8 protein-coding genes and 2 pseudogenes are annotated in these 11,738 nt (G+C 72.3%); 4 read left to right on the top strand and 6 right to left on the bottom strand.

From position 1 onward, the window contains the following. Nucleotides 1-119 precede the first annotated feature (119 nt). The 4 genes from BN12_RS07430 to BN12_RS07415 all read right to left on the bottom strand — a co-directional run bounded on the left by BN12_RS07430 (nucleotide 120) and on the right by BN12_RS07415 (nucleotide 4,035). The gene (locus tag BN12_RS07430; RefSeq protein WP_048551346.1) at nucleotides 120-629 is read right to left on the bottom strand and encodes a GNAT family N-acetyltransferase; all 510 of its coding nucleotides are present in this window, start codon (nucleotides 627-629) and stop codon (nucleotides 120-122) included. 53 nt (nucleotides 630-682) lie between these two features. Beyond that, complete coding sequence (locus tag BN12_RS07425) at nucleotides 683-1,222, bottom strand: MaoC family dehydratase (protein ID WP_048551344.1); 540 nt, start codon at nucleotides 1,220-1,222, stop codon at nucleotides 683-685. Nucleotides 1,223-1,311: 89 nt separating this feature from the next. After that, on the bottom strand, nucleotides 1,312-2,604 hold the full coding sequence (locus BN12_RS07420) for a threonine/serine exporter family protein (RefSeq protein ID WP_235432544.1): 1,293 nt from the start codon (nucleotides 2,602-2,604) through the stop codon (nucleotides 1,312-1,314). Between the two features lie 489 nt (nucleotides 2,605-3,093). Continuing rightward, nucleotides 3,094-4,035 carry a type IV toxin-antitoxin system AbiEi family antitoxin domain-containing protein gene (locus tag BN12_RS07415; protein ID WP_048551343.1) on the bottom strand — a complete coding sequence of 314 codons (942 nt, stop codon included), beginning with the start codon at nucleotides 4,033-4,035 and terminating at the stop codon, nucleotides 3,094-3,096. A 218-nt stretch (nucleotides 4,036-4,253) separates the two neighbouring features. Between BN12_RS07415 and glpK the strand changes: the two genes are divergently transcribed. Beyond that, nucleotides 4,254-5,768, top strand: a complete 1,515-nt coding sequence (gene glpK, locus BN12_RS07410) for a glycerol kinase GlpK (protein ID WP_048551341.1) — start codon at nucleotides 4,254-4,256, stop codon at nucleotides 5,766-5,768. Nucleotides 5,769-5,865: 97 nt separating this feature from the next. After that, nucleotides 5,866-7,563 carry a glycerol-3-phosphate dehydrogenase/oxidase gene (locus BN12_RS07405; protein ID WP_048551337.1) on the top strand — a complete coding sequence of 566 codons (1,698 nt, stop codon included), beginning with the start codon at nucleotides 5,866-5,868 and terminating at the stop codon, nucleotides 7,561-7,563. Nucleotides 7,564-7,696: 133 nt separating this feature from the next. Here the strand turns inward: BN12_RS07405 and BN12_RS07400 are convergent, their stop codons facing one another. After that, entirely contained in the window at nucleotides 7,697-8,446 is a 750-nt protein-coding gene (locus BN12_RS07400; RefSeq protein WP_157635394.1) for a hypothetical protein, read from the bottom strand. A gap of 90 nt (nucleotides 8,447-8,536) precedes the next feature. On the opposite strand from BN12_RS07400, the gene BN12_RS07395 reads away from it, so the two are divergent. Next, nucleotides 8,537-9,088, top strand: coding sequence for a hypothetical protein (locus BN12_RS07395; protein WP_048551334.1), 552 nt, complete (start codon nucleotides 8,537-8,539; stop codon nucleotides 9,086-9,088). A 49-nt stretch (nucleotides 9,089-9,137) separates the two neighbouring features. On the opposite strand, the pseudogene BN12_RS07385 reads toward BN12_RS07395, so the two are convergent. Next, nucleotides 9,138-10,150 (bottom strand): annotated as a pseudogene (locus BN12_RS07385) (DUF2332 domain-containing protein). Nucleotides 10,151-10,206: 56 nt separating this feature from the next. On the opposite strand from BN12_RS07385, the pseudogene BN12_RS07380 reads away from it, so the two are divergent. Next, nucleotides 10,207-11,686: pseudogene (locus BN12_RS07380) on the top strand (aminopeptidase P family protein). Nucleotides 11,687-11,738 lie beyond the last annotated feature (52 nt).

Genomic DNA, 11,738 nt, shown 5'->3' with positions numbered 1-11,738 from the left:
CACCCTAGTGACCCACGATATGGCCCGATATGTCCCGGTCCCGATCGCTCACCGACGAGCGTGACGCTCGGCCCGGATCGTGGCCCTCACAGCACCGCACCACCGCCCCAACCGGGGAGTCACCGCCCGGTGGCCGGGGCGGTGAGGTCGAGGCGGTACCGGGCGCCGTGCCGGCCACCGAGGTCGGCAGGGTCGGCGCGCCCCACCGGGACGAACCCGGCCTTGAGCAGCACCCGCCGGGACGCGGCGTTCTCGTCGCTCGTCGCGGCCGTCAGGGTATGCAGGTGGTGCCGGGACGCCGCGAGCCGACACAGCTCCCGCACCGCCGCGGTCGCGACCCCGCGGCCGGCCACCCGCTGCGCGACCCGGTAGCCGACCTCGGCCGTCCCGTCCTGCAGGCGGTACAGGTTGAACCGGCCGAGGACCACGCCGTCCTCGTCGAAGAGCAGGTGGTTGGCGACCTCACCCGCCTCCTGCCGGTCCAGCAGCTCGTCGAAGAGCTCGTCGAACCGGTCGAAGTACTCATCGCCCCGGTCCGAGATCGTCTCGGCGAAGTAGTCGCGGTTCTCCCGTTCGAAGGCCAGGACCGCGGGGCGGTGGTCGGCCCGCAGGAGCTGCAGCGCAGGCATCCGCGCACCCTAGTCGAACACGGACGGACCCGGACGGCTCACGGCATACCGGATCAGGCCGAGGCGCCCTCCGGCCCCGGCCAGTTCCGGTCGGGCACCGGGACGGGACGACCCGGCTGTTCACCGCCGCGCGCGTCGAGGTAGGACTGCTTGGGCACCATGACCTTGCGGCGGAAGATGCAGACGACGGTGCCGTCCTGCTTGTACCCGATGGTCTCCACGTGGACGACGCCGCGGTCGTCCTTGCTCGTGCTCTCCCACTTGTCGAGCACGCGCGTCTCGCCGTAGAGGGTGTCGCCGTGGAAGGTCGGCGCGACGTGGCGCAGCGACTCGATCTCGAGGTTGGCGATCGCCTTGCCGCTGACGTCGGGCACCGACATGCCGAGGAGGATCGAGTAGACGTAGTTGCCGACGACGACGTTTCTCCCGAACTGGGTCGTCTCCTGCGCGTAGTGCTCGTCGAGATGGAGCGGGTGGTGGTTCATCGTGAGGAGGCAGAAGAGATGGTCGTCGTACTCGGTCACCGTCTTGCCCGGCCAGTGCCGGTACGTCGCACCGATCTCGAACTCCTCGTAGGACCGCCCGAACTGCATCGTTCTCTCCTCACCTCACGGCATACGGCGCCTGGCCCATGGTGCCCGACGGACGAGGTGTCGGTATGCCACGGGCGGGGTGCCCTTGCTCACGTCGGCCCGCCGGGTGGACGGACCGGGGTCAGTGCGCCGGTGTCGTCGGAGGAGCCGGCGAACCCGTCGACGTCCGCGCGCGCGTCGGACGCTCGCGGCTCGTCGCCATCCCTCCGCCGCTGGCCGGCGATGCGGGGCAGCGTCCCCCCGAACCGCCAGGCGCCGATGAGCCCGCCGAAGTAGGAGCCGATCGACACTCCCGCGGCGAGTCCCATCCCGATGCCGGCGGCCCCGGCGAGCGTCGTCATGCCCGTGACGAAGCCCGTCTCTGGGTCGGAGACGATCTGGGAGATGCCCTGGTAGACGGCGCGTCCGGGCAGCAGCGGGACGATCCCGCCCGTCGTGACCGCGATGGCGGACATGTTGAGGCGCCCCGAGGCGGCCTGTGCGAGGAGGCCGACGACAGCGGCCGCGATGGCAGCCGAGGTGGCGGCTCCGAGCGTCGCTCCGGTCAGGGCTGCATACATCCACCAGGCGACCGTGCCGAGGACCGCGCTCATGAAGACCGCCCGCCCCACCGCATACGCGGACACGGCGAACGCCGCCGCGATGACGAACGAGCAGCCGAGCTGCAGGGCCCGACTCGGCTCGAGAGTCGTCATCGAGGTGACCGCGACGTAGTACCCCAGCCGGTTGCCGATGGACAGGACGAGGCTCACCCCGATGACGATGCCGAGGGTGAGGACGCCGACCTCGAAGGTCCGGGCCCCGGCCGTCACGTAGTAGCCGGCGAGCGCGTCCTCGGCCGCGCCGACGACGGACATGCCCGAGAGGAGCAGGACGATGCCTGCCGCGACGACGAGGGACGGCTCGATGCTCGCCGCCGTGCCCGAGCCCCGCGTCGCGGCGACGACGAGAAGGGTCGCGGTCGCCGTCGGGATCGCCGCCGCGATGACCTGGGCGAAGAACGGCGCGATGCCGAGCTTGTAGAGGAAGTGCGTCGAGCGGTCGATGGCGACGGCGCTCACGAAGCTCACGAGGGTGACGAGCCAGCCGCCACCGATGAGGACGGCGACGGCGGCGGCGAGGACGGCGCTCGCCGTGGTGACGAGCCAGCGCCGGTACGGGTGCGCCGCGGTCACGACGGCGTCGAACCGGACCCGCGCCTCCTCGACCGGGATCGTCGTGCGGGAGACGTCGGTGACCAGTGCCCGAAGCCGCTCGAGCCGCGTGAAGTCCTGGGTCCGCATACCGACGACCCGCAGGACGGTGATCGGGTCGGCGTTCGGCCCCCGGTGGTAGCTGACGGTGATGGAGGTGTACGTCACGTCGATGTGCACCGAGCGCAGGCCGTAGGCGCGGGCGAGGTTGATGACCGTCGTCGTGACGTCGGCGGCGCTCGCCCCCGTGGGCGAGCATGGCGGTGCCGGCCCGCAGGGCGAGGTCGATGACCGCGCGGGCCTCGTCGACGCTCACGCCGTCGGGCGAGGTCCACAGCGGGATCTCGTCGGTCGGGGGGCCGCTGGGCCGGAAGGCGCGCCGGGTCTGGGAGCGGATCCGGCCCTCGTGGCGCGGCCCGCTGGGACGTGGGATGCGAGGAGGGCGAGCCACGTCGTTCAGTATGCCTTTCCGCTGGTCACGTCCATCCCCTCCCCTCCTCCCGCGCCCCCCGCTCCTGGCTCCCCGCCTCCGACCCCGACCGGCCACGCCCATGACCCGGACGGAGAAGTTGCGTCATGACGGAGGACTTGCTCCGTCCGAACTCAACTTCTCCGTCCACGCCGAGGGCCGCCCGCGCAGCCCGACCGTCCGCGCACATCGGCCGCCCGGGCGCGCCCTCAGCCGACGGGGCGCTGCGCCGACGCGGCGACGAGTGCGCGACGGACGAGCGCACCGACCCGTCCGGGACGCTCGAGGTCCGCCCACGTCAGCCGGACGACGAGGTAGCCGAGTGCGCGGATGGCGTCCTCCCGGCGCTTCTCGTCGATGACGGCCTCACGCCCGGCTCCCGCGGCGTACTTGACGAGGCCGTCGAACTCGACGACGACGCGCTCGCCGACGAGGAAGTCGACCCGCGCGACGAAGTCGCCGTCGCCGTCGTAGAGCGACACCTGGCTGCGCACGTCCTCCCCGAGGTCGAGGTCGCGCAGGAGGATGCGGGTTCGGGTCTCTCCCGGTGACTCGCATACGGGGTCGGTATGCGCGAGCAGCTGCCTGGCCGTCGCCTTGGCCTTCGTCGTGCGGGCTCGGTCGCCCAATGCGCCGGCGATCGTCTCCATCGTGCACATCCCCCGATGCAACGCCGCGTCCGCGGGCACGAGACCCGCGAGAAGTCCGTGCCGGAGCGTGACCTGGGCGACCGCCACCGCGACGGGGACACAGTCCATCCCGTCCACCTCCACCGTCTCGGGAACCCGCACGCGAGGATGCATCCGCACCCGGCTCTCCAGACGAACGCGGTTCACGTCCCCCAGGACGTCGACGACGTGCAGGGGCAGGCCGTACAGGGGCAGCCCGTGCATCGCCAACGCCGCCTGATGCGAGGCGACCGAGTCCGGCCGGGTCGCCATGACGGCGCGCGTCCGCACGGCGAGGCCGCGCTCGGGCGAGACGTCCTGCAGGGACTCCGCCAGGACGTAGGCGCCGCGCCGGATCCGCACGATCGAGCCCACTCGACACAGGCGGACGAGATCGTGCTCGTGCATGCCCACTCGCTCGGCATCCCCCGCCGTGAAGGTGCCCCCGCGCGCCTCGGCGAGCCCGATCAACCGTTCCTCCATGCCCCGACGATGCCCGAAAACCGCCGCTCGCCTCGCCCGTTATCCACAGGGTCACGGTGACACGGCACCCGGCGACGCACTCGGACGGAGAACTTGCGTCGTGACGGAGCAACTCCTCCGTCCGGATGCAAGTTCTCCGTCCGGACCGAGGGGCCGAGCGGAGGGGGCCGAGCGGAGGGGGCCGAGCGGAGGAGCCGGGCCACACTAGGCTCGCGCGCATGGCGGACTTCATCGGAGCGGTCGACCAGGGGACGACGAGCACGCGCTTCATGGTGTTCGACCACGACGGCACCGAGGTGGCCCGTCACCAGCTCGAGCACGAGCAGATCCTGCCGCGCGCCGGCTGGGTCGAGCACAACCCGCTGGAGATCTGGGAGCGCACCGAGACCGTCATCGGCTCCGCCCTGACCCGGGCCGGCCTGCGACCGAGCGACCTCGGAGCCATCGGCATCACGAACCAGCGGGAGACGACCGTCGCCTGGGACCGGCATACCGGCCGTCCGTATGCCAACGCGATCGTCTGGCAGGACACTCGGACCGATGCCATCGCAGCAGCCCTCGACCGGGACGGCCGCGGCGACGTCATCCGGGCGAGGGCGGGACTGCCGCCCGCCACGTACTTCGCCGGCGGGAAGGTCCAGTGGCTCCTCGATCACGTCGACGGGCTCCGGGAGGCGGCCGAGCACGGCGACGCGATCGTCGGCACGATCGACACCTGGCTCGTGTGGAACCTCACCGGCGGCCCCGACGGCGGCCGCCACGTCACCGACGTGACGAACGCGAGCCGCACCATGCTCATGGACCTCGCGACCCTCGACTGGGACGAGGAGCTCCTCGGCTTCTTCGGCATCCCCCGCGCGATGCTGCCGACGATCCACCCGAGCAGCGACCCGGAGGCGTACGGCTGCTACCGGCTCGGCCGGCGGCAGGGCGAGATCCCCGTGGCCGGCGTCCTCGGCGACCAGCACGCCGCGATGGTGGGCCAGGTGTGCTTCGAGCCCGGACAGGCCAAGAACACCTACGGCACAGGCAACTTCGTCCTCCTCAACACCGGGCACGAACCCGTCCGCAGCAGCCACGGCCTCCTCACGACCGTCGCCTACCAGCTCGGTGACACCCGCCCCGTGTATGCCCTCGAGGGCTCGATCGCGGTGACCGGCAGCGCCGTCCAGTGGCTGCGCGACCAGCTCGGCGTCATCTCGGGGGCGTCCGAGATCGAGGCGCTCGCCGGCCAGGTCGAGGACAGCGGGGGGATGTACTTCGTGCCGGCGTTCTCCGGCCTCTTCGCGCCCTACTGGCGCAGCGACGCCCGGGGTGCCATCGTCGGCATGAGCCGCTACAACACGAACGCCCACCTCGCCCGCGCCACGCTCGAGGCGATCTGCTACCAGTCCCGCGACGTCATCGAGGCGATGGTCGCCGACTCCGGCGTCGCGCTCGACCTCCTCAAGGTCGACGGCGGCGTGACGCAGAACACCCTGTGCATGCAGCTGCAGGCCGACGTCCTCGGGACGACGGTCGTGCGGCCGAGGGTGGCCGAGACGACGGCCCTCGGCGCGGCATACGCTGCTGGTCTGGCCACGGGCTTCTGGTCCGGCACCGACGACCTCGTCGCCAACTGGCAGGAGGACCGGCGCTGGGAGCCCACGTGGTCGGAGCAGCAGCGGGCGGACGGGTATGCCGGGTGGCGCAAGGCCGTCGACCGCACGCTGGGCTGGGTGGACGTCGGCTGAGGTCGGCGGCCACCCCGCGCCGGATCCGCGCGGGACGCGCGCCGGCCGACGCGACACCGCACGACGAGCTGGAGCCACCCGAGGAAGGCAGGAGCCGATGACCCTCTCCCCCGCCAACCGGCGCGCCGGCCTCGCCCGGCTCCGATCCGGGATGCAGCTCGACGTCCTCGTCGTCGGCGGCGGCGTCGTCGGCTGTGGCGCCGCCCTCGACGCCGTGACCCGGGGCCTGTCGACAGGGCTCATCGAGGCCCGGGACTTCGCGAGCGGCACCTCGAGCCGGTCGAGCAAGCTCATCCACGGCGGCCTGCGCTACCTCGAGATGCTCGACTTCGGACTCGTCCACGAGGCGCTCCAGGAGCGGGGTCTCCTCCTGCGCACCATCGCCCCGCACCTGGTCCGGCCCGTCTCGTTCATGTACCCGCTGACGAAGCCGGCCTGGGAGCGCTTCTACGTCGGGTCGGGCATCGCGCTCTACGACGGCCTCGCGTTCGGGGTCGGACAGTCCGGAGGGCTGCCCCACCACCGCCACCTCACGAAGAAGAAGGCGCTGGCGATCATGCCGAGCCTCAAGCCGACCGCGCTCACCGGCGCCGTCCAGTACTTCGACGCCCAGGTCGACGACGCTCGCTACGTCCTCGAGCTCGCGCGCACCGCAACGCGTTTCGGCGCCACCGTCGTCAACCGCGTGGCCGCCCTCGACCTCCTGCGCGACGGCGACACGGTCGTCGGCGTCCGGGCGCGGGACGGCGAGACGGGCGAGGACCTCGAGATCCGCGCCCGCGAGGTCGTCGGCGCGGCCGGGGTCTGGACCGGAGAGCTGGAGGCGATGCTCGGCACCGAGCCGTCGCTGAAGGTCCGAGCCTCCAAGGGCATCCACCTCGTCGTCCCCCGCGACCGGATCGACTCGTCGTCGGGCGTCATCCTCCGCACCGCGAAGAGCGTCCTGTTCATCATCCCCTGGGACGAGCACTGGATCATCGGGACGACGGACACCGACTGGACGCTCGACAAGGTCCATCCCGCGGCGACGAGCGCGGACATCGACTACCTCCTCGACACCGTCAACGCCGTCCTCGTCACGCCGCTCACCCGTGACGACATCGACGGCGTGTATGCCGGTCTGCGGCCGCTCATCTCCGGCGAGGAGAGCTCGACGACCAAGCTCTCGCGCGAGCACGTCGTCTCCCGGGTGGCGCCGGGGATGGTCGTCGTCGCCGGCGGCAAGTACACGACCTACCGCGTCATGGCCAAGGACGCGGTCGACCTGGCGGTGAAGGGCCTCGGGCAGGACGTCGCCGAGTGCCGCACCCAGGACGTCCCCCTCGCCGGCGCCCGCGGGTTCGAGGGGATGGCCGCCCGGCCCGAGCTGCTCGCCGACTCCTGCGGCATCGACACCGACGCCATGGTGCGGCTGCTCGACCGGTACGGCTCCCTCGTCGTCGAGCTCATCGCGCTCATGAACGTCGACCCCTCCCTCCGCGAGGAGCTGCCGGGCAGCGAGGGTCACCTCAAGGTCGAGTTCGTGTATGCCGCAGCCCAGGAGGCGGCCCTCCACCTCACCGACGTCCTCACGCGGCGCACCCGGGTGTCCATCGAGGCCCGAGACCGCGGGATCGAGGCCGCGCCGCATGCCGCGGCCCTCATCGCCCCGATCCTCGGCTGGGACGCGGCGAAGGTCGCCGAGGAGATCTCCATCTACCACCGTCGCGTCGAGGCGGAGATGAGTAGTCAGACGATGCCCGACGACGTGAGCGCCGACGAGGCGCGCCGCCGGGCCCCCGACGCCGCGCTATGACCTCTCGGGTCCGCTGCTGTGCCGGCGACCGCTCGTCAGTGCGTCGGGACGACGGGCGGGTCTGAGGACTGCCGTGCCCGCCGGGAGTCGTGGGACGGTCGCGGCCCGACGGGGGCGTGGCCGGCGAGGTTCGTCAGGAGGCGGTGCAGCTCGGCGCCCTGTCCAAGGCGGCTGCGGCGTCGTGGTAGGCCGCGAGGGCAGGCCCGGCGTCGTGCACCATGTCGAGCCAGCGCTTGCGGTAGGCCGCGTGGTCGGTGTGGGCCTTGCCCGCCATCATGACGACGTGGGCGGCCCACTGGTCGTTGACGACCTTGCCCGTCGACGCGACCTCGGCCTGCGCGGCAGCCCGGTCCGCGCACTTCGCGGCGGCTGCGGCCGACGGGGTGTCGGCCGTCGTCTTCTCGATGCCGTCGCACGCGGCGCGCTTGCTCGTCCACGTGGAATAGGCGCTCTTGAACCCGTCGACGTCAGCATGCGACCGGGACTTGGAGTCGGCCCACCGAGCCTCGGCCTCGGCATACGTGAGCTTCCCCGACTCGTTGTCCAGCTCGGCCTGGGTGTGGATGCCCCAGTCGCGCGCGCTGGCCGACGCGGCCTTGGCCAGGGTGTCGCCGGCGCTCGTCGCCTCGGCGCACGCGGCGACGGCCGACGCCGCATCCGGGGTGGACGACCCGGAGGCGCCGCCCGTCGAGGAGGACGAGGGTGACGAGGACGTCGACGACGAGCTCGACGGGGCCGACGTCCGGTCGGACACGGCCTGGGTGGACGGCCCGTCGTCGCGGGTCATCGCATACGTGACCCCACCGCCGACGAGCAGCACGACCACCACCGCGACAGCGATCCAGATCAGGCGCAGGTCACGACCCCCCGAATGCTTTCCCACGCGGGGCAGTCTGTCACGACATGACCACGGGTCGAGCAGATACGTGCAAATCTTGGGCGGCACCGTTACGTGAGTCTGGAGGAGCTGGGGATGGGGGCTGGGCGTCACGAGCACCCCTCGACGCAGTGGGACCTGCACGTCCTCGCGACGGTGCTCATCGCCGGGTCGTTCCTCGTCTCGACGCAGGTCCACGTCGCCGGGGCCGGGTTCGCCGTCGCCCGCTCGCTCCACGTCGTGGGGCTGGTCCTCGCGTTCGGGCCGGTCCTGCTCCTCGACTGGTACGGACTCGCCTGGCTCACCCGTCGCCGACGCTTCGAGGAGGTGCGCCGTCTCGCCGACGCGACCGACCCCCTCGTCTGGCTGGGGCTCGTCCTCCTGGCGGGCTCGGGCATCTTCCTGGCCCCCGAGCTGTCGCGCCCGATGACCCTCGCGAAGGTCGCCTTCGTCCTCATCGTCGTCAACAACGGCGTCGCCGTGCGAGGTCTCGCCGGCCGACTCCGGCTCGTCGGGAACCCGCTCGGCCTCGGGGACCTGCCCCCCACCCTCCGACGGCGCGTCATCGCCTCCGTCGTCGTCTCGCAGACGGCCTGGTGGGGCGCGGCCGTCATCGGTCTCGTCACGACGGCGACGCGCGGTAGCTGAGTCGCGACCACCGGGCCGGCGGTGAGCGGCTCGAGCCCGGGCGTCCAGGTCAGCGGCCGAGGAGGACGACGGGCGGGCCGTGGTAGTGGCAGCGGGCGACGAGGTCGCCGTCGACCCGGACCTCCGGCCCGTCGACGGCCACGTCGGTCAGGCCGCCGGAACGCGTCGGCGAGTCCTCCATCGACAGGTGTGCCAGGGGCATGCGCGGGCGGGCCTCCTCGACGATCGCATCGACGCGCTCGATCTCGGCGACCGGCCAGTACTGCCGGGTCACCGAGTGCCAGACGACCGTGAGGACCCCTGGGTCGGCGGGGCGCTCCAGCTGAGGGACGAGCCAGGCCGAGGCGCTCGCGCGGTCGACGGCGACCGGGTGCTCCGCGACGATGTCGAGGGCCGCGGCGAGCCGCGCGTGCCGCTCCAGCTGCCAGGGCCAGACGAACGACCGGAGCCGCAGGGCACCCTCGGGGGCCGCTCGACGACGTCGATCGCCGACGGCCGGACGCCTGCGCACCGGGTGTCGATCTCGAGGACGCTGTCCTCCGGCCCGCTCGCCCATCCGGGGCCGGCGAGGCGATACCGGTCGACGTTGAGGTTCAGCCCCGCGGAGGCCCCGAGCTCGAGGAGGCGGACGCGGTGCAGGCCGGTCCGGCGCACGGCCTCGAAGAGGGCGACGACCAAGGGGGCGGACCGCCCCACCTCGTTGGTCTGCGGTGCGACCTCGAGGGCCGCCCGCAGCTCCCCGGCGTGATCGGCGACGACCGGCTCGAACGTCTCCCAGGCGTCCCGGGGCGGCGCGGTCCCGCCGAGGCAGGGATAGAAGCGGACCAGCTGCGGCGCGTCGCCTCGCAGGACGACACGGAAGATGGCCGCGAGCAGCCGCAGCTGGACGACCTCGGTCGGTGCCGCCCGCTCCCAGCCCGCGCAGATCGTCGCCGTCAGCCCGCCCGCGTCGAGATCGTCGGCGAGGCGATCGAGCAGCACCTCGTAGAGCGTCCCGCTGTCCGCGAAGTGGCCGCGGAACTGCTCGGCGAGGGTGGGAGACGACGGCGACGGGTGCGGCATACGGGCAGTATGCGACGCCGTCGAGCGGGACGCGGTACACGTGGCACGATGGCGGGGTGAGCACGAGCGAAGAGCAGAAGAAGTCCCAGATCCGCGAACGGCCGACGACGGAGGCGTTCCGTCGGTTCGTCCGGGAGGACTGGGCCCCTCGGCGGCCCGCCCGCGACGTATGCCGCCGCCCGCAGAGCCGCCGTGAGCGCGGCCTACGAGGGCGACCGGCTCGTCATCCCGGCCGGAGGTCTGAAGGTCCGCAGCAACGACTGCGACTACGTGTTCCGGCCGCACTCGGCCTTCGCCCACCTCACGGGGCTCGGAGCCGACCGGGAGCCCGACGCCGTCCTCGTCCTCGAGCCGAAGGAGGGCGGGGGCCACGACGCCGTCGTCTACTTCCGGCCACTCGCCGGACGGGACAGCGACGAGTTCTTCACGGACTCGCGGTACGGCGAGTTCTGGGTGGGAGCCCGGCCGACCATCGAGGACCTCGAGCTCGAGCTCGGCGTCATCGCGCGGCACATCGACGAGCTCGCCGACGCCGTCGCCAAGGACGCCGGCGAGGTGACCGTGCGCCTCGTCCGCGACGCGGACCGTGAGCTGACCGCCCAGCTCGACGCGAGCCGTGTCGAGAACGGCGCCGACGCAGAGACCCTGGAGCCGCTCGACGACGAGCTGGCCCACGTCCTCTCGCATCTGCGGATGGTCAAGGACGAGTGGGAGATCGAGCAGCTGCAGGCCGCCGTCGACGCGACGAGGGCCGGCTTCGAGGCCGTCATCGCCGCCCTGCCCGACGCTGCGGAGAAGGGCCGCGGGGAGCGGTGGATCGAAGGCGTCTTCGGTCTCCACGCCCGCCACCAGGGCAACGGGGTCGGCTACGACTCGATCTGCGCGGCCGGCGACCACGCGAACACCCTCCACTGGATCCGCAACACCGGGGACGTCGAGGAGGGCGAGCTCGTCCTCCTCGACGCGGGCGTCGAGGTCGACTCGCTCTTCACCGCGGACATCACCCGCACCCTCCCCGTCGACGGCGAGTTCACCGACGCCCAGCGCGAGATCTACGACGCCGTGTATGCCGCGCAGGAGGCCGGCATGGCGGCCGTCAAGCCCGGCAACAGGTTCTCCGACGTCCACGCCGCGGCGATCCGGGTCATCGCCGAGCGGCTCCATGCGTGGGGGCTGCTGCCCGAGGGGGTCTCCGTCGAGGACACCCTCGACACCGATCACGGCCAGTACCACCGGCGCTGGATGGTCCACGGCACCTCCCACCACCTCGGTCTCGACGTCCACGACTGCGCGCTCGCGACCCGCGAGGAGTACATGGACGCCGAGCTCACGCCCGGCATGGTGCTGACCGTCGAGCCCGGGCTCTACTTCAAGGCCGACGACCTCAAGGCTCCCGAGCGGTTCCGCGGCATCGGCGTGCGGATCGAGGACGACGTCCTCGTCACCGAGGACGGGTTCCGCAACCTGTCGGCCGGTATGCCGCGCGCCTCCGCCGACGTCGAGGCGTGGGTCCGCGAGGTGCGCTCCCGCGCCTGACTCCACCCCCCTGGCCATCTGGCACCCGATCGGGGCCTGTGCACCACCCCAC

The organism is Nostocoides japonicum T1-X7, assembly GCF_001046855.1.
Taxonomy (GTDB): domain Bacteria; phylum Actinomycetota; class Actinomycetes; order Actinomycetales; family Dermatophilaceae; genus Nostocoides; species Nostocoides japonicum.
This window is presented reverse-complemented; position numbering and strand designations above follow the sequence as displayed.

Excerpts from the sequence above, each read along its gene's own strand:
- BN12_RS07430 (WP_048551346.1), bottom strand. The coding sequence starts at position 629 with ATGCCTGCGCTGCAGCTCCTGCGGGCCGACCACCGCCCCGCGGTCCTG.
- BN12_RS07415 (WP_048551343.1), bottom strand. The coding sequence starts at position 4,035 with ATGGAGGAACGGTTGATCGGGCTCGCCGAGGCGCGCGGGGGCACCTTC.
- BN12_RS07425 (WP_048551344.1), bottom strand. The coding sequence starts at position 1,222 with ATGCAGTTCGGGCGGTCCTACGAGGAGTTCGAGATCGGTGCGACGTAC.
- BN12_RS07395 (WP_048551334.1), top strand. The coding sequence starts at position 8,537 with ATGGGGGCTGGGCGTCACGAGCACCCCTCGACGCAGTGGGACCTGCAC.
- BN12_RS07405 (WP_048551337.1), top strand. The coding sequence starts at position 5,866 with ATGACCCTCTCCCCCGCCAACCGGCGCGCCGGCCTCGCCCGGCTCCGA.
- glpK (WP_048551341.1), top strand. The coding sequence starts at position 4,254 with ATGGCGGACTTCATCGGAGCGGTCGACCAGGGGACGACGAGCACGCGC.